We start from the raw sequence: 15738 nt of genomic DNA on the forward strand, positions 1-15738 counted from the left end.
TTGCTTTTTTATCGTTCGTGCAGTCCCGCCGAAGCCCCAACAGCGGCGCGCCATCGCGCATGCAGCGCCGCGCGATCGGCGGGGTCGGCGCGGGGTTCGAAACGGTCCTGCTCGATCGGCGGCCAGCGCGCGGGCGCCAGCCCCGCCGCTTCCGCCGCGAGCCACGCGACGCCGCGCGCGCCCAGCTCCAGCTGACGCGGGCGCAGCACCGGGCGACCGATCGCATCGGCCAGCATCTGCATCAACAGATCATTGCCCGCCGCGCCGCCATCGACCGACAGCGACGCCAGCGGGGCGCCGAGATCGGCGTCCATCGCCATCGCGACATCGCCGATCTGGAGCGCAATCCCCTCCAGCACCGCGCGCGCGACATGCGCCGGCTCGGTGCCGAGCGACATCCCGCTCAGCAGCCCGCGCGCGTCGGACTCCCAATGCGGCGCGCCCAGCCCGGCGAGCGCGGGGACGAACACCACGCCTTCGCTCGCGGGCACCGAGGCGGCGAGCGCGGTCAGCGCCTGTTCGTCCTTGAGGTTGAGCAGCCGCGTCGCGAACGCCGCGGCATGGCCAGACACCGCGACATTGCCCTCCAGCGCATGGACCACGGCACCGCCGCGCCCCCAGGCGATCGTGCCCGACAGCCCGTGCGCCGATGCGACGCGCCCGTCGGTGACCGCCATCAGCGACGATCCGGTACCGCACGTCACCTTCGCCTCGCCCGGCCCGGCAAAGCCATGGCCGAGCAGCGCCGCGTGCGAATCGCCGAGCATCGCGTGGATCGGCAGCCCCTCCGGCGCGCCCGCGCCCGACGTGGTGCCGAACCGCGCATCGGACGAGCGCACCTGCGGGAGCAGCGATCGGGGAATGCCGAACAGCGCCAGCATCTCTTCGTCCCAATCGCCGGTATCGAGCGACAGGAGCTGGGTGCGCGAGGCGTTGCTGACATCGGTCGCGTGGACCGCGCCGCCGGTCAGGTGCCAGAGCAGCCAGCTGTCGACCGTCCCGGCGCGCAGTTCGCCCGCCTCGGCGCGGGCGCGGGCGCCGGGGACTTCGTCGAGCAGCCAGCCAAGCTTCGTGCTCGGAAACAGCGGGTCGATGCCCAGCCCGGTGCGCGCGACGATCCGCGCCGCATGCGGGCGCAGCGCGGCGCAGCGTTCGGAGGTGCGGCGGCATTGCCAGCTGATCGCGGGCGCCAGCGGTTCGCCGGTCTCGGCATCCCAAAGCAGGATCGTCTCGCGCTGGTTGGCGATGGCGATCGCCGCGACGTCGCATCCGGGCGTCGTCGCGATCAGCTCGGCGATCGCGCCCGCGACGCTGCCCCAGATCGCCTCGCCCGATTGCTCGGCCCAGCCGGGGCGCGGGTGGCGCACGCCGAGCGGGTGCGCGGCGCGCCCGAGCACCGCGCCGCTATCCGCCGCGAACAGCAGCGCCTTGGTATTCGTCGTGCCCTGATCGACCGCGAGGATCGCCGGACGCGGCATCACGCGCGCGCGGCGACGAGTTCGCGCGCCGCCTGCGCCATCCCTGCTGCGGTCAGCCCATAATGTTCGAGCAGCCATTCCGCCGATCCGGTGGTGACGAACCCCGGAAAGCCCAGGATGCGCACCGGCACCGGGCGCGACCCGACGACGCATTCGGCGACCGCGCCGCCCAGCCCGCCGCGAACGACATGCTCCTCCGCGGTGACGATCCCACCGGTTGCGGCGGCGGCGAGCACCGCTTCTTCGTCGAGCGGCGCGATCGAGCTCATGTTGAGCACCCGCGCCTCGATCCCCTCGGCGGCGAGCGTTTCGGCAGCCTCCAGCGCGCGGTGGACCAGCACGCCGCATGCGAGGATCGCGACATCGTCGCCTGCGCGGAGCAGCTCGGCCTTGCCCGGCTGGAACACCGCATCGGCGCTGCGCTCCAGCGCCGGGACGGGCATCCGGCTGATCCGGACGAACACCGGGCCGTCATGCGCCGCCGCCCATTTGATCGCCTCCGCGGTTTCCCACGGATCGGCGGGGACAATCACGGTCAGCCCCTTCATCGCGCGCAGCCAGGCCAGATCCTCGATGCTGTGATGCGTCGCGCCCAGCTCGCCATAGGCGACGCCGCTGGAGATGCCGCAGAGCTTCACATTGGCGTTGCTGTACGCGACATCGGCCTTGATCTGCTCGAGCGCGCGCCCGGTCAGGAAGCAGGAGGCGCCGCTGACAAAGGGCACCTTGCCGCCATTGGCCAGCCCTGCGCCGACGCCGACCATATTCTGTTCGGCGATGCCGACATTGATCAGCCGGGTCGGGAACTTGTCGCGGAACTTGCCGAGCTTGCTCGACCCGACCGAGTCATTGACCACCGCGACGATCCGCGAATCCGCCGCCGCGAGCGCCTCCAGCGCCTCCACATAGGCATTGCGGCAATCATGGCCGGCCGCACCCTTGTCGATCATTCCGGCTGCTCCCCGTCGAGTTCGGCCAGCGCCTGGGCGAACTGTGCGTCGGTGGGCACGCCATGGTGCCACCCCGCCTGATTTTCCATGTAGCTGACGCCGCGCCCCTTCACGGTGCGCGCGATCACGCATAGCGGCTTGCTGCGCGGGGTCGCGGGCGCAGCGAGCACGTCGAGCAGCTGCGCGGCATCATGCCCGTCGATCTCGACCACGTCCCAGCCGAAGGCGCGCCATTTGTCGGCCAGCGGCTCGAGCGAATTGGTGTCCTCGGTCGGCGCGCCCTGCTGCAAATTGTTGCGGTCGACGATCGCGGTGAGATTGCCCAGCCCGCGATGCCCGGCGAACATCGCCGCTTCCCACATGCTGCCTTCCTGCAACTCGCCGTCGCCGGTGAGCACGAAGACGCGATAGTCGGCGGCGTCGATCTGCCCCGCGACGGCAATGCCGACCGCGACCGGCAGCCCATGGCCGAGCGGCCCGGTATTGGTCTCGACCCCCGGCAGATAGGTGCGGTTGGGATGGCCGTTGAGCCGCGACTGCGGCGCGAGATAGGTCTCCAACTCGGCCTCGGAAAAATAGCCCGCCCCGGCCAGCGCGGCATAGAGCGCGCCGGTGCAATGCCCCTTGCTCATCACGAAGCGATCGCGCGACGGATCGTTCGGAACCGCAGGATCGAATCGGAGAACCCCGAAATAGATCGCAGCGAGGATATCCGCCGCGGACAGATCGCCGCCGGGATGCCCCTGGCCGGCGCGATGGATCATCGTCAGCGCCTGTCGGCGAATCCAGTTGCCGCGCACCTGGATCGTCGCAGGCAGCGCCTCGACGCCACGCAGTTTCGTTTCGTTACCCAAGCCATCCTCCTGCACTCCCGCCTACCGCCAGACTCGGCCCGCGGCAACGGGGTCATTTGCGTTTTCTTTCGTTTCTTTAGCTTTTTCCTTTCATAGCGCAACGACTCTGTTTGACATCGCTGCGTCTGCCTGACTAACCAGTGGCACGCCGCGGCCATGCAGAGCCGCGCAAATGGAGACGATGCGCGGGATGGCTCACCCCCCAAGGCCTAACAGATCGGGTTATGCGCGCACAGGCGGCGCCCTGCTCGCCTGTGCGCTGCTGGGCGGGTGCACCTTGCTGCCGATCGACGAGGCGCGGATGCTGCGCGAGCGGAGCAGCGGGTCGTTCGACGCCACGCGCTATGTCGCCGAAATCTGGGACAGCCGCGCCCGCCCGGCGCTGGCCGCGCGCACCGTCGCGATCGACGCGGTGCGGACCGCCGATCTCGACCGTTTCGGCGCCGAGCAGGGCCGCCGCGCGGGCGAGGGTTCGCCCTGGACCTTCGTCGTCGAGGGCGAGGCCGTCGTCCGCGAAGCCCGGACCGACCAGCCGCGCGGTACGCTGACGATCGACACGCCCGGCGGCGGCGCGACGATCCTGACCGGGCCGGTGATCAGCGGCAGCGCGATTCGCGACGCGCTGCCCTTTATCCGCTTCGACGGGTTCTCGGACCAGATCGCCTATGCCGAAGTCGGCGCCGAGCTGACCGAGCGCGCGCTCCGCCCGCTCCAGCCGACGCTCCGCAGCCTGCGCGTCGGCGACCGCGTGCGCTTCCGCGGCGTCGCGAGCATCGTCGCGCCGGGCGATCCGATCGCGATCACCCCCTTTGAGATCGCGCGCATCGGCGGCGGAGACGCCGCGCGATGATTCGCATCGCCGCGCGCAGCATCGTCAAGCGCTATGGCGCAGTCCACGCGCTGCGCGATGTCGACCTCGACATCCATGGCGGCGCGGTCAACGTGCTGATCGGCGAAAATGGCGCGGGCAAATCGACGCTGATGCGGATCATCGCGGGCGTCGAGACGCCGGACGACGGCAGTCTGCTGCTCGACGGGGCGCCGATCCGGCTGCGTTCGGTGCAGGACGCCGCGGCGCATGGCATCGGGATCGTCCACCAGGAACTGAGCCTCTGCCCCAATCTGAGCGTCGCGGAGAATATCTTCCTCGATCGCGGCATCGCCGGCGGACTGGCGCTGCATCCGCGCGCCGAGCGCGCGCGGGCCGCCGAACTGCTCGCGCGGCTGGGCGCGGCGATCGATCCCGCGACGCCGGTCGGCGCGCTGCGCGTCGGCGAGCAGCAGATCGTCGAGATCGCCCGCGCCCTATCGCGCGACGTATCCGTGCTGATCCTCGACGAGCCGACTTCGGCGCTGAGCGCGGCGGAGACCGAGCGGCTGTTCGCGGTGATCGGCGAGCTGCGCGCGGCGGGGGTCGCGATCGTCTATATCTCGCACCGGCTGGAAGAGATTGTGCGGATCGGCGACCATGTCACCGTGCTGCGCGACGGGCGCCGCGTCGCCTATGCCGGGCGCGGCGAATTCTCGGTCGACTGGATCGTCGGGCATATGCTGGGCGATCAGGCGATGCCCCGGCGGCGCGACGCCGTCGTGGCGGGTCCCGAAGTGCTGCGCGTCGACGACCTGTCGGTGCCGCGCGCGAGCGGCGGGCTGGCGGTCGACCGAGTCGGCTTTGCCGCGCATGCAGGCGAGATCACGGCGCTGTACGGGCTGCTTGGCGCAGGGCGTTCCGAGCTGTTCGAGGCGATTTGCGGCGCGGGCGAATCGCGCGGTTCGATCCGCGTCGAGGGGGTCGAGCTGGCATCGCTGCCGCTGCGCGCCCGGCTTGCACGCGGCGTCCAATATGTCCCCGAGGATCGCAAGACCGAGGGGCTGTTCCACAATTTCGCAGTGGGGCAGAACCTGTCGGTATCGGTGCTCGACCGGCTGCGTCGCGGGCTGTTGTCGCCCGCGCGCGAGACCGAATCGGTGATGCCGATGATGCAGCGGATGGGGGTCAAGGCGCCCTCGCCGCACGCGCCGATCGGCACGCTGTCGGGCGGCAACCAGCAAAAGGTGCTGATCGGCCGCTCGCTGCTCCCCGGCCCCCGCGTGCTGTTGCTCGACGAGCCGGGGCGCGGCGTCGATGTCGGTGCGCGCGCGGAAATCTTCGCGGCGATGCGCGACCTTGCGGCGCAGGGCATCGCGATCCTGTTTTCGACCTCCGACCTGATCGAGGCGCTGGGCGCCGCCGATCGCATCCTGGTGATGGCGGGCGGGCGGATCACCGCCGACCTGCGCGCCGCCGAGGCGACCGAGGAGGCGCTGGTCCGCGCCGCCAACCATACCCCCTCTTCCCGCATAGCCGAGGCCGCATGACGACCACCGCCGACACCCCTGCGGCGCAGAAGCGCGGCGCGCTCGATCTGCTGATCCGGCTGCGCGCGCTGATCGCGCTGTTCGTGGTGCTCGCTTTCTTCTCGGCGATGGCGCCGAATTTCCTGTCGGTCGCGAACACGCTGATCATGGCGAAGCACATCGCGGTCATCGCGATCCTGGGGATCGGGATGACCTTCGTCGTGCTGACCGGCGGAATCGACTTGTCGGTGGGGTCGATCGCCGGGCTGTCGGGGATGGTCGCGGGCGCGCTGATCCTCAACGGGGTAGAGCTGACTCCGCTCGGGCTGGTCGCCTTCCCGTCGATCCCGCTGGTGATCCTGGCCGTGGTCGCGCTGGGGGCGTGCATTGGCGTGGCCAATGGCGTGCTCGTCACGCGCTTCGGCGTGGCGCCGTTCATCGCGACTCTGGGGATGCTGTATGTCGCGCGCGGCGCCGCGCTGCTGCTGTCCGACGGCGCGACCTTCCCCAATCTGATCGGCAGCGCCGATTTCGGCAACCAGGGCTTTCCCTTTCTCGGCTCGGGGCGGCTGCTCGGCATCCCGGTGCCGGTGCTGCTGCTGGCGCTGCTGGCGGTGGCGGCGAGCTTCGCGGCGGCGCGGACGGCATTCGGGCGGCGCATCTATGCGGTCGGCGGCAATGAGCGCGCGGCGTTCCTGTCGGGCATCCGCGTCGGACGCGTCAAAATCTATGCCTATGTCATTTCGGGCGCCTGCGCCGCGCTGGTCGGGCTGATCGTCGCGTCGGACCTGGTCTCCGCGCACCCGGCATCGGGCGAGACGTTCGAGCTGAGCGCGATCGCCGCAGTCGTGCTGGGCGGCGCGTCGCTCAGCGGCGGACGCGGGACGATCGGCGGCACGCTGATCGGCGCGTGCGTGATCGGCGCGCTGGGCGACGGGATGGTGATGCTGGGGATCAGCGAGTTCTGGCAGATGGTGATCAAGGGGGCAGTGATTGTCGGTGCCGTCATGCTAGACCAGCTGCAGCTCCGCATGACGCGGGGCAGCTGGAGATGAGCATAATGGGCCGATTGGGCGGACAAGGGCTTCTCGGCGAGGCTCGCCGCATGAAGATACTCGAATGGCTTCAGGAAGAAGGCAGCGCGCGCGTGCGTTCGCTCGCCGAAGCCTTCAACGTATCCGAAGTAACGGTGCGCCAGGATCTTGAGAAGCTGGAGGCGGAGGGGCATATCGTCCGCGAACATGGCGGCGCGTTCCTGAAATCGGTGCCGCAACAGGTGCGGGCGATGGCGCTCCACCACCTCGTCAACATGGACCCGAAGCGCCGGATCGGGCGCGCAGCCGCCGCGATGATCGGCGATGGCGAGACGGTGATCCTCGATTCCGGATCGACCACCACCGAAGTCGCCGCGAACCTCACCAGCCGCGAGGGGCTGACCGTCATCACCAACGCGCTCAACATCGCGCTGATGCTGGGCGGGCTGCCCTCGTTCGAAGTCCATATGCCCGGCGGCCATTTCAAGGCGCCGACGCTGTCGCTGAGCGGCGAGCGATCGGCCGATTATTTCCAGGGACTGTTCGCGCAGAAGCTGTTCCTCGCCACCGCCGCGGTCTCGATCGAGGCGGGGCTGACCTTCCCCTCGCTGTCCGACATTTCGGTCAAGCGGGCGATGATCGACGCGGCGAGCGAAGTCATATTGGTGGCCGACAGCAGCAAGATCGGGCGCCGCTCCTTCTCTGCATTGGGCGGCATCGACCTGGTCCACACGCTCGTCACCGACGACGGCATCGGCGACGCCGACCGCAAGGGTTTCGAGGATGCAGGCGTGAAGGTGGTGATCGCGTGACCCTGCTTCGCCGTCCCGTTGCCTGGATCGCGCTTGCCCTCCTGGTGGCGGCGATCGGCGTCGCGCTGTTCGCGCTGCCCGGCAAGGCATCGAGCAAGCTGATCGTCATCATCACGCCGTCGCTCGACAATCCCTTTTTCGGGCAGGAGGCGCTGGGCGCGGAGATGCGGGCAAAGGCGCTCGGCTATCGCACGCTCAAATTCTCGCATGGCGACGATGCGTTCAAGCAGAACGAACTGATCGAGACCGCGATCGCGCAGGGCGCCGCGGCGATCATCCTCGACAATGCCGGTGCCGATGCCAGCGTCGCGGCGGTGCTCAAGGCGCGCAGCGCGGGCATCCCGACCTTCCTGATCGACCGCGAGATCACCAGCCGCGGCGCCGCCGCCGCGCAGATCGTTTCGAACAATTACCAGGGCGCGACGTTGGGCGCCGAAAGCTTCGCCGACGCGCTGGGCGGCACCGGCGCCTATGCCGAACTGGTCGGCAAGGAATCGGATACCAATGCCGGCATCCGCTCCAAGGGCTATCATTCGGTGCTCGATCGCTATCCGGGGCTGAAGATGGTGTCGCGCCAGAGCGCCAATTGGGACCAGGCACAGGCGTTCACCGTCACCCAGTCGATCCTCCAGGCGCATCCCGAAGTGAAGGGGATCATCGCCGGCAACGACACGATGGCGCTGGGCGCGATCGCCGCGCTGGACAGCGCCGGGCGCAGCGACGTGACCGTCGTCGGGTTCGACGGGTCGAACGACGCGCGCGACGCGATCCTGGCGGGCAAGATGCGCGCGACCGTGCTCCAGCCCGCCTTTCGCCAGGCGCAATATGCCGTCGAGCTGGCGGACAGCTTCCTCAAGACCGGGTCCACCGGCCAGCCCGAAAAGCAGCTGATGGAATGCTTCCTCATCACGCGCGACAATGCGCGCAAACTCAACAACTTCGCCCTTAGCGGGCGCTAATCGGAAGGAAGACGCGATGGCGAGCGAACAGAAGTTCGGCGCAGGGATCTGGCATTTCGCGACCTATGTCGATCGCTATGCGACCGATGGCTATGGCCCGCCGCGCACGCTGATCGAGATGATCGACATGGCCGGCCAGGTCGGCGACCTGTCGGTGGTCGACATCAACTATCCGTTCGCCGACCCCAAGCTCAGCCTCGACGCCGTCGATGTCGCGCTCAAGCGCAACAATCTCGAGGTCATCGGGATCACGCCGGAAATCTATACCCGCGAATTCGCCAAGGGCGCCTTCACCAATCCCGATCCGGGGGTGCGCCGCCGCGCCAACGAGCTGATCAACGACGCCGCCAATGTCGTCCGCCGCTTCGGCGCCAAATATGTGAAGCTGTGGCCGGGCCAGGATGGCTGGGACTATCCGTTCCAGGTCGATCATGGCGACCTGTGGCGCGCCAGCCTCGACGGCGTCGGCGAACTCGCGCAGCAGAACCCCGACCTGCAATTCGTGATCGAATATAAGCCGCGCGAGCCGCGCAACCATATGAGCTTCGACAGCGTCGCGCGCACCTTGCTGGGGATCGAGAAGATCGGGCTGCCCAATGTCGGCATCCTGCTCGATTTCGGCCATTCGCTGTACGGCGGCGAATCCCCCGCCGACGCGGCGCAGCTCGCGATCGACCATGGCCGGCTGTTCGGGATGGACGTGAACGACAATCTGCGCGGATGGGACGACGACATGATCGCCGGATCGGTCCACCCGATCGAGCTGTTCGAATTCTTCTACACGCTGCGCAAGAACAAGTGGGAAGGCGTGTGGCAGCTCGACCAGTTCCCGTTCCGCGAGGATTGCGTCGGCGCGGCGCAGAGCGCGATCGGTTTCCTCAAGCATATCGAAAAGGCACTCAACCGGCTCGATTTCGACGCGATGCGCGCCGCGCAGGCGAAGCAGGACGCCGTCACTGCACTGAATCTGGCGCGGTCGGCCCTGTTCGGCTGACCGGGTCGAAACGCCTTCGTCACGACTTGGGCTGGCGGCACGCTTTCTGTTAACCCTGTCGCCAAGGCGATTCGGAGCAGAGGCATGCAGGGGGCCAAGGCGGGTATCGGAACGGGCGCGCGGCGATGATCGCCGCGTTCCTGCTCCGCGCCGGGCCGGGCCCCGCCCCCGCCGCGCCGGTCGACTGGGCGAGTTGGGCGCAGGTCGGGCTGCTCGTGCTGGCGATCCTGTGCGCGGCCTGCATCGTGCGTGCGGCCACCCCGGCGCCGCCCGCGACCAGCCAAAGCAAGGCGTTTGCGCGCTTCGTCCGCACCGGAGTCGAGCGGCACAGCCAGACCATCGTGACGTTGTTCAAGGACCGGCTGCAACAGGTCCCCGCCGACTTTACCGAGGCACAGGCCTATATCCGCGGGCTGCGCAAGGAATTGCGCCTGCCGCTCGGCTTTATCGCGCAGGTCGGGAAACCGGGGTTCGACGCATGGCCCGACCTCAAGCTGTACGAGGCATTCCACGCCTGGGCCGAGCCGATCCACTATACCGACGGGCTGTTGCAGGACATGCTGGCCGACCTGATCGCGGCATCGAACAAGGCGCTGGTCGGGCCGCTGCTCGAACAGTTTCGCCGCAACGAATGGAGCATCCGCGTCGATCTGCTCGATTTCGAGACGCGGCGGGCGGCGGTGGTCAAGGCGGCGAAGGCGATCGAAGAGCCCGGGGACAAGGCGAAAGGCAGCGCGCATGCCGCACATGGCTGATCGCGCGCCGACACCGGGTTCGCGACCAATGCCCGCTGCGGCGCGACAATCCGCAATTCCCCGCCATTGCCGCGTCCCCCGCGCCCCGCTACCCCTATCGCCGGGGGAGATTTGGGGTGGGTTCGATGGCCGACGTCTTTGTATTCCTGTACGCGATGCTCGCGGGGTTCGTTCTGCTGGCGATGCAGCGCAATGCGCGCGAACACCGCCCCAATCCGCAAATGGTGACGATGGTCGGCTGGGGGCTGTTCTCGCTCTCCTCGACGCTCGCGGTGCTGCTCGGCGCTGTCGCGCTCGCGCTCGCGCTGGGGCTTCACGTCCCGCTCCCCGCAGCCTTCACGACCTCCCCCTTCTGATCGCAAGGCCCGTCCCGTCCGAGGACCGCCCCGCGACGCCACCGCACGCCGTCCACGACGCGATGCCGCAACACAGCCCTGCGATGGAGGCGACACGCAGCGGCTGACCGACCTGCGCGCGGGCGGCGTTGCGCGCGACTTTCGATTCTGGGGGGAAATTCGATGGGCTTTTTCGACTGGTTCAAACGACGCGTACAGCCGCCAGCCGAGGCCGCGCCGCCTCCCGCGCCGGAAGTCCTCGAACCCGATACGCCGTGGCGGGTGGGATGCGGCGACGACGATGTGTGGATGATCGATCCGGAGGGCGTTCGCCGATCGGTGGCGCTCGCCGACCTGTTCGCCATCGCGATCGAAGCCAGCGATACCGGGACCGCGGGGCTCGACGTCTGGTGGCTCTTCTATGGGGAGGACGAGGACCTCGCCTTTTCGGCGCCACTGGGCGCGGCGGGACAGGCAGCGATGGTCGCGCGGCTTTCGACGCTGCCGGGGTTCCGGCACGATCGGCTGGCCGAGGCGACCGAATCGTCCGACGTCGACACTTTCGTCCTGTGGCAGCGCCCGTTCGACTGAGTCGCGGGATTCCGGGTTTTGGGTACGGAGCGCAGGGGCGCGATGCCGTAGCGTCGGAAAGTCCGGTATGGACAGCCTTGCCGGTTGCGCTATCACTCCGGCATGGCTCTTCCCGCTCTCTTCGATCGCCTCCGGCTCCCCGTGATCGGGTCGCCGCTGTTCATCATCTCGGTGCCCGATCTGGTGATCGCGCAGTGCAAGGCGGGGATCGTCGGCTCGTTCCCGGCGCTCAACGCGCGGCCGCAGGGGGTGCTCGACGAATGGCTGCACCGGATTACCGAGGAGCTGGCGGCATGGGATCGCGATCACCCGGATACGCCCGCGGCGCCGTTCGCGGTCAACCAGATCGTGCATCGCTCGAACACACGGCTGGAGCAGGACGTCGCGACCTGCGCCAAGTGGAAGGTGCCGATCGTCATCACGTCGCTCGGCGCGCGGCCCGAACTCAACGACGCCGTGCATGGCTGGGGCGGGATCACGCTGCATGACGTGATCGACGACCGGTTCGCGCACAAGGCAGTTGAGAAGGGCGCCGACGGACTGATCCTGGTCGCGACGGGCGCGGGCGGCCATGCGGGCAAGCTCAACCCGTTCCCGCTCGTCCAGGAAGTGCGCGACTGGTTCGACGGCCCGGTGATCCTGTCGGGCGCGATCGCCACCGGGCGCGCGATCCTGGCGGCGCAGGTGCTGGGCGCCGACCTCGCCTATATCGGCTCACCCTTCATCGCCGCCGAGGAAGCCAATGCGACCCCCGATTACAAGCAGGGCATCGTCGAGGGCAGCGCCGAGGACATCGTCTATTCGAACCTGTTCACCGGGGTTCACGGCAATTACCTGCGCGCGTCGATCGTCCGCGCCGGGCTCGACCCCGACAATCTGCCGGTCAGCGACCCCAGCGCGATGGATTTCGGCGGGGCGAAGGCGTGGAAGGATATCTGGGGGTCGGGCCAGGGCATCGGCGCGGTCCGCCAGGTCGAGCCCGCCGCGACGATGATCGCGCGGCTGCGCGATGACTATGCGGCTGCGAAGGCGGCGATCTGCGGCTAGACTCTGTTTCAGTGAAGCGGCGCCGGGCGGCGGCTCAAAACGCCGCGGCGAGACGCTGCATCATGGTCCGCGCGGGGCTGTCGACGATCAGGTGCATGTCCGCGGTCGCGTCGATGCGGGCGACGCGGCGATACAGGTCGGTGCTGGTCGCGATGATCGTCGCGGCCTGGGGCGGCATTGTCGCCAGCGTCGCGCCGTCGGTCTCTGCGGCGAAGCCCAGCCGGCGCGAGGGCGTGCGGGCATCGCCGGGCGAAAGCTCGCCCGAATCGACGGCGCGCTGCGTCAGCAGCCATGCGATGATGTGCATCAGCCGCGTCGTCACCTTCAGCGACTCACACGAGAACGAAACGCGGTCCAGCGGAGCGAGCACGTCGCGCTCGAACCGCCCCGCCTCGTCGAAATAGGTGCGCGCCTCGTCCGCAAGCAGCATCGCCTCGACATAGAGCGAGTCGACCAGCCGGCGATGCATGCGCGAAGTGTCCGGTTGCCCCACCATGGGCAATTGGGTGCCACAGCGCCCGAAGCAACGAAATGCTTAATATAGGAGAGACTGCGTCCCGTTCCGGGAGCGTATCGAGCGCCGCCCGGTCAGGCAATGATGTCGGGAATCAGTTCGTCCTCGAGCATCGCGATCTCGTCGCGCAGCTTTAGCTTGCGCTTCTTCAGCCGCGCAGCCTGGAGCTGGTCCGCCGTCGACAGCGCGAGCAGCGCGGCGATTGCCGCGTCCAGATCCCGATGTTCGGTACGCAGCGCATCCAGCCGCCGTTCGATCTCGCCTGCGTCCATGCCTGTCCCCGTCCGCGGCGTCCTTCCTGCACGATGCAGGCGGGTTGGGCAACGGACCATCGCGGCTTTTCGGCAGGCCATCGCTACGTAATGATTCGGAGCACGACAAACGCAGCGAAAGATGTTCTATTTCGTTCCCCCGGTAGCCCTTGAAGGAGGAACGCTTCCATGCATAGCGCGCATTTGTCGGCACTTACGGCCAAGCATTCGAACTTGGACCAGCGAATCGCCACCGAGTCGCAGCGACCGTTACCGGATCAGATCCTGCTGGCCGAATTGAAGAAGCGGAAGCTTCGCGTCAAGGAGGAGCTGAGCCGCTAGGCGGCGCTTCCGACGGCTTTGTTCCGGGGTGTGGCCGTCGGGCCGCACTCCGGGCGAGGCCGTGAAGGGCGGGCGACGCCCAGGTGGGATGGTTCAGCGCCGCGTGACGATCGGCTTTGCATAGACCGGCGTATGCGCGCCCTTGCCCACCGGCTTGCGCGCGAGCAACGGGTCGATCGCGATATCGAACGCCACGCCCACCCTGCCCTCGGCAGCCCAGGCGATCTTGCCCTTCACCCAGCCCACGCCGCGAACCTCGATCTCGACGGGCGTATCGCGCGCGACGGGTGCTGCATATTCGGCCATCAACCCGCCGGGCGACAGGTTGCGGACGCGGACCTGCTCCACCGCGTCGCTGCCGTCGACGCGGAACTGCGCGCCCAGCAACAGGCTGTCGCGGGAACCGCTGCGCTGGCCGTTGAAATCATCGGCGGAAATCGCGCTCAGGGGGTCGTTCGGAAATTGATCCATCGACTGTGCTCGTACGCCCATTGCAACTCACGCACCAATAGACCCGCAATCCCTGTCAAAACCGTTAACCGCACGCAAAGGTACGCGGCTTCGAAGTCGTTTCGGACTATTCTTCGCGCGACACTTTCTCGTTACGCTCGTGGCGCTCCTGCGCCTCGACGGTCATCGTCGCGATCGGACGCGCTTCGAGCCGCGCGAGCGAAATCGGTTCGCCGGTGACTTCGCAATAGCCATATTCGCCCTCTTCGATTCGACGCAGCGCGGCGTCGATCTTCGAGATCAGCTTGCGCTGGCGATCGCGGGTGCGCAGTTCGATCGACCAGTCGGTCTCGCTCGATGCGCGGTCGGTCAGGTCGGCCTCGCGCAGCGAGTCGGTCTGTAGCTGGTTGAGCGTGCCCGCCGCCTCGCGGTAAATCGCGTCCTTCCATGCCAGCAGCTTGTCGCGGAAATACTCCGCCTGCCGCGGGTTCATGAAAGGTTCGTCGCTGCTCGGACGATATCCGTCGCCATCATTGGCAGCCGACGGAAGGGGTTTACCAGGTTCGTCGAAGCGATCCAAAACCGTTGCCATCCCACTCTCCACCCAGTCGAACCGACAGCCGAGCCGCCGGTAGGACCTTTGCCCGCCCGCGCTATACTGACGCAAGAGGCTATAAACAAGCGCGGTAATCGGCGGCCCGTCGCTTCTAAAATCCCATAAAGAGGGGGAAATTAGCCGATGCTGAACCGAAACGGCTGGAACTGCGGCGATTTACGGTTTCGAAAGGCAGCCCGCGCGCCCGCGCGAGGCAAAGCTGTGCCAGCATCGGACATTAACCATCACTCCACCGCCGGACCGTGCCGAAATGGCGAAAGATCACGGTTAATGGCGGTTAACGCGCTTGCACTTAATGCTTTGTTTTGCACTTTCGCTGCAGCAGTAGCGCAACCGCGCGGACGGTCCGACGGGGGGCGCGTGCCGGCAAAAGGAAGAATGGGGATAGCATGTCGGTTCGCATGGCCTTGGCTAAACTCTGCGCCTGCGCCTGCGGGGGCGCGGTAGTCGGCGGCAGCGGAGTCTATGTCTCCGAGCGCGTCCAGCAGCCCCGCGTCGCCAAGCATTATGTCGTCGCGAAGAAGCGGGTCGTCCGCAAGACGGTACGCCGGACCACACCCCGCGTCGTGCGCCGCACCGTCACGACGACCACCAGCCAGGGCCAGCCGCAGGTGGTCGTGCTCACGGCACAGGGCGCGCCGATCCCGCTTCCCCCCTCCAGCGGCGTGGCGGTCTCGGGCGCGAGCGGATCGGGCAGCGCGGGCGTGATCGGCGGATCGGGCGGCGGCGGCTTCATGGGCGGGTTCTTCGCCGGCGGGTTCTTCGGAAGCTCCGGCGGTTCGGGGGGCAGCAGTTCGGGGACCAGCAGCGGGATCAACATCGAAATCTCATCGACCTCCAGCTCCAGCGGCGGATCGACCAGCACGGGCGGGTCGTCGACTTCGACCGGCGGCTCCTCGACGTCCAGCGGTGCGGTCAGTTCGACCTCGTCGACGGGCGGATCGTCCTCGTCCACGTCCAGCGGCGCGGTCAGCTCGACCTCCTCTACCGGCGGGTCGTCCACCGGCGGATCGAGTTCGTCCACCTCGAGCGGCGGATCGAGTTCGTCCACGTCGAGCGGCGGCAGCAGCGGCGATGTGTCTTCCTCGACATCGAGCGGCGGATCGAGCGGCGATGTGTCGTCGTCCACGTCGAGCGGGGTTTCGTCCTCGACCTCGTCGTCCACCTCCTCCTCGACATCGAGCGGCGTTTCCTCGTCCACCTCGACCTCCAGCGGTGTCGCGTCGTCGACATCCTCCTCGTCGAGCGGGTCGAGCGGCTGGAGCAACTCGAGCGGGTGGAGCAACTCCAGCGGCTGGAATTCGAGCAGCCACGGGTCCAGCGGGCATCATGGCGGGTCGAGCGGCACCTCGTCCGGCGGTCCGGCGCCGGTCCCTGCCCCGCCGATGATCCTGTTGTTCGGGGGCGCCGCCGCCGCGC

General features: G+C 68.1%; 19 protein-coding genes. 11 read left to right on the forward strand and 8 right to left on the reverse strand.

Annotated elements, in window-relative coordinates; genetic code table 11:
* Positions 1-8: 8 nt before the first annotated feature.
* From TS85_RS09660 to TS85_RS09670, 3 genes are read right to left on the reverse strand one after another with little or no spacing between them, the layout of a single operon-like run.
* The gene (locus TS85_RS09660; RefSeq protein WP_044331866.1) at positions 9-1478 is read right to left on the reverse strand and encodes an FGGY family carbohydrate kinase; all 1470 of its coding nucleotides are present in this window, start codon (positions 1476-1478) and stop codon (positions 9-11) included.
* Positions 1478-2428, reverse strand: a complete 951-nt coding sequence (locus tag TS85_RS09665) for a transketolase family protein (RefSeq protein WP_044331868.1) — start codon at positions 2426-2428, stop codon at positions 1478-1480. Before TS85_RS09665 ends, TS85_RS09660 begins: the two co-directional genes overlap by 1 nt.
* Positions 2425-3282, reverse strand: a complete 858-nt coding sequence (locus tag TS85_RS09670; RefSeq protein ID WP_227698743.1) for a transketolase — start codon at positions 3280-3282, stop codon at positions 2425-2427. Before TS85_RS09670 ends, TS85_RS09665 begins: the two co-directional genes overlap by 4 nt.
* 190 nt (positions 3283-3472) lie before the next feature.
* Here TS85_RS09670 and TS85_RS24065 point away from each other — a divergent pair, with 190 nt between their 5' ends.
* The 10 genes from TS85_RS24065 (at position 3473) to TS85_RS09720 (ending at position 12146) form a co-directional block, all read left to right on the forward strand.
* A complete protein-coding gene (locus TS85_RS24065; protein ID WP_162184709.1) occupies positions 3473-4132 on the forward strand; it encodes a DUF2291 family protein in 660 nt (219 codons plus the stop codon).
* Positions 4129-5640: a sugar ABC transporter ATP-binding protein gene (locus TS85_RS09680; protein ID WP_044331870.1), complete on the forward strand. Its 1512-nt coding sequence runs from the start codon at positions 4129-4131 to the stop codon at positions 5638-5640. Before TS85_RS24065 ends, TS85_RS09680 begins: the two co-directional genes overlap by 4 nt.
* Positions 5637-6674: an ABC transporter permease gene (locus TS85_RS09685; RefSeq protein ID WP_044331872.1), complete on the forward strand. Its 1038-nt coding sequence runs from the start codon at positions 5637-5639 to the stop codon at positions 6672-6674. The genes TS85_RS09680 and TS85_RS09685 overlap by 4 nt, the downstream gene beginning before the upstream one ends.
* Before the next feature lie 50 nt (positions 6675-6724).
* On the forward strand, positions 6725-7465 hold the full coding sequence (locus TS85_RS09690; protein WP_227698744.1) for a DeoR/GlpR family DNA-binding transcription regulator: 741 nt from the start codon (positions 6725-6727) through the stop codon (positions 7463-7465).
* Entirely contained in the window at positions 7462-8424 is a 963-nt protein-coding gene (locus tag TS85_RS09695) for a D-ribose ABC transporter substrate-binding protein (RefSeq protein ID WP_077228544.1), read from the forward strand. Before TS85_RS09690 ends, TS85_RS09695 begins: the two co-directional genes overlap by 4 nt.
* Positions 8425-8440: 16 nt before the next feature.
* On the forward strand, positions 8441-9418 hold the full coding sequence (locus TS85_RS09700) for a sugar phosphate isomerase/epimerase family protein (RefSeq protein WP_044331876.1): 978 nt from the start codon (positions 8441-8443) through the stop codon (positions 9416-9418).
* Positions 9419-9543: 125 nt separating this feature from the next.
* Positions 9544-10173, forward strand: a complete 630-nt coding sequence (locus TS85_RS09705) for a hypothetical protein (RefSeq protein ID WP_044331878.1) — start codon at positions 9544-9546, stop codon at positions 10171-10173.
* A gap of 125 nt (positions 10174-10298) precedes the next feature.
* Positions 10299-10529 carry a hypothetical protein gene (locus tag TS85_RS09710; RefSeq protein ID WP_044331879.1) on the forward strand — a complete coding sequence of 77 codons (231 nt, stop codon included), beginning with the start codon at positions 10299-10301 and terminating at the stop codon, positions 10527-10529.
* A 162-nt stretch (positions 10530-10691) separates the two neighbouring features.
* Positions 10692-11099, forward strand: a complete 408-nt coding sequence (locus tag TS85_RS09715; protein WP_044331881.1) for a hypothetical protein — start codon at positions 10692-10694, stop codon at positions 11097-11099.
* Positions 11100-11201: 102 nt separating this feature from the next.
* A complete protein-coding gene (locus tag TS85_RS09720; RefSeq protein ID WP_044331883.1) occupies positions 11202-12146 on the forward strand; it encodes an NAD(P)H-dependent flavin oxidoreductase in 945 nt (314 codons plus the stop codon).
* A gap of 34 nt (positions 12147-12180) precedes the next feature.
* Here TS85_RS09720 and TS85_RS09725 read toward each other — a convergent pair whose 3' ends face one another.
* Both TS85_RS09725 and TS85_RS09730 read right to left on the reverse strand, forming a co-directional pair.
* Positions 12181-12615: a DUF1465 family protein gene (locus TS85_RS09725; protein WP_265102110.1), complete on the reverse strand. Its 435-nt coding sequence runs from the start codon at positions 12613-12615 to the stop codon at positions 12181-12183.
* Between the two features lie 119 nt (positions 12616-12734).
* Positions 12735-12932 carry a DUF465 domain-containing protein gene (locus TS85_RS09730; protein ID WP_044331887.1) on the reverse strand — a complete coding sequence of 66 codons (198 nt, stop codon included), beginning with the start codon at positions 12930-12932 and terminating at the stop codon, positions 12735-12737.
* 168 nt (positions 12933-13100) lie between these two features.
* Between TS85_RS09730 and TS85_RS24605 the strand changes: the two genes are divergently transcribed.
* Entirely contained in the window at positions 13101-13253 is a 153-nt protein-coding gene (locus tag TS85_RS24605) for a YdcH family protein (RefSeq protein WP_077228545.1), read from the forward strand.
* Positions 13254-13346: 93 nt separating this feature from the next.
* Here TS85_RS24605 and TS85_RS09735 read toward each other — a convergent pair whose 3' ends face one another.
* From TS85_RS09735 to TS85_RS09745, 3 genes are all read right to left on the reverse strand, one after another.
* Positions 13347-13724, reverse strand: a complete 378-nt coding sequence (locus TS85_RS09735; protein WP_044331889.1) for a PilZ domain-containing protein — start codon at positions 13722-13724, stop codon at positions 13347-13349.
* A gap of 106 nt (positions 13725-13830) precedes the next feature.
* Positions 13831-14295 (reverse strand): RNA polymerase-binding protein DksA, encoded by a 465-nt coding sequence (gene dksA, locus TS85_RS09740; RefSeq protein ID WP_044331890.1) that lies wholly within the window; start codon positions 14293-14295, stop codon positions 13831-13833.
* Between the two features lie 529 nt (positions 14296-14824).
* Positions 14825-15604 (reverse strand): hypothetical protein, encoded by a 780-nt coding sequence (locus TS85_RS09745; RefSeq protein ID WP_227698745.1) that lies wholly within the window; start codon positions 15602-15604, stop codon positions 14825-14827.
* Positions 15605-15738 lie beyond the last annotated feature (134 nt).

The organism is Sphingomonas hengshuiensis, from assembly GCF_000935025.1.
In the GTDB taxonomy this organism is placed as follows: domain Bacteria; phylum Pseudomonadota; class Alphaproteobacteria; order Sphingomonadales; family Sphingomonadaceae; genus Sphingomonas; species Sphingomonas hengshuiensis.

What these genes read in the sequence shown, in the direction of transcription:
- TS85_RS09735 (WP_044331889.1), bottom strand. Translation starts at nt 13,724, where the DNA reads ATGGATCAATTTCCGAACGACCCCCTGAGCGCGATTTCCGCCGATGAT.
- TS85_RS09730 (WP_044331887.1), bottom strand. Translation starts at nt 12,932, where the DNA reads ATGGACGCAGGCGAGATCGAACGGCGGCTGGATGCGCTGCGTACCGAA.
- TS85_RS09690 (WP_227698744.1), top strand. Translation starts at nt 6,725, where the DNA reads ATGAAGATACTCGAATGGCTTCAGGAAGAAGGCAGCGCGCGCGTGCGT.
- TS85_RS09680 (WP_044331870.1), top strand. Translation starts at nt 4,129, where the DNA reads ATGATTCGCATCGCCGCGCGCAGCATCGTCAAGCGCTATGGCGCAGTC.
- TS85_RS09685 (WP_044331872.1), top strand. Translation starts at nt 5,637, where the DNA reads ATGACGACCACCGCCGACACCCCTGCGGCGCAGAAGCGCGGCGCGCTC.
- dksA (WP_044331890.1), bottom strand. Translation starts at nt 14,295, where the DNA reads ATGGCAACGGTTTTGGATCGCTTCGACGAACCTGGTAAACCCCTTCCG.
- TS85_RS24065 (WP_162184709.1), top strand. Translation starts at nt 3,473, where the DNA reads ATGGCTCACCCCCCAAGGCCTAACAGATCGGGTTATGCGCGCACAGGC.
- TS85_RS09660 (WP_044331866.1), bottom strand. Translation starts at nt 1,478, where the DNA reads ATGCCGCGTCCGGCGATCCTCGCGGTCGATCAGGGCACGACGAATACC.
- TS85_RS09705 (WP_044331878.1), top strand. Translation starts at nt 9,544, where the DNA reads ATGATCGCCGCGTTCCTGCTCCGCGCCGGGCCGGGCCCCGCCCCCGCC.
- TS85_RS09720 (WP_044331883.1), top strand. Translation starts at nt 11,202, where the DNA reads ATGGCTCTTCCCGCTCTCTTCGATCGCCTCCGGCTCCCCGTGATCGGG.
- TS85_RS09700 (WP_044331876.1), top strand. Translation starts at nt 8,441, where the DNA reads ATGGCGAGCGAACAGAAGTTCGGCGCAGGGATCTGGCATTTCGCGACC.
- TS85_RS09665 (WP_044331868.1), bottom strand. Translation starts at nt 2,428, where the DNA reads ATGATCGACAAGGGTGCGGCCGGCCATGATTGCCGCAATGCCTATGTG.
- TS85_RS09725 (WP_265102110.1), bottom strand. Translation starts at nt 12,615, where the DNA reads ATGCATCGCCGGCTGGTCGACTCGCTCTATGTCGAGGCGATGCTGCTT.
- TS85_RS09715 (WP_044331881.1), top strand. Translation starts at nt 10,692, where the DNA reads ATGGGCTTTTTCGACTGGTTCAAACGACGCGTACAGCCGCCAGCCGAG.
- TS85_RS09710 (WP_044331879.1), top strand. Translation starts at nt 10,299, where the DNA reads ATGGCCGACGTCTTTGTATTCCTGTACGCGATGCTCGCGGGGTTCGTT.
- TS85_RS24605 (WP_077228545.1), top strand. Translation starts at nt 13,101, where the DNA reads ATGCATAGCGCGCATTTGTCGGCACTTACGGCCAAGCATTCGAACTTG.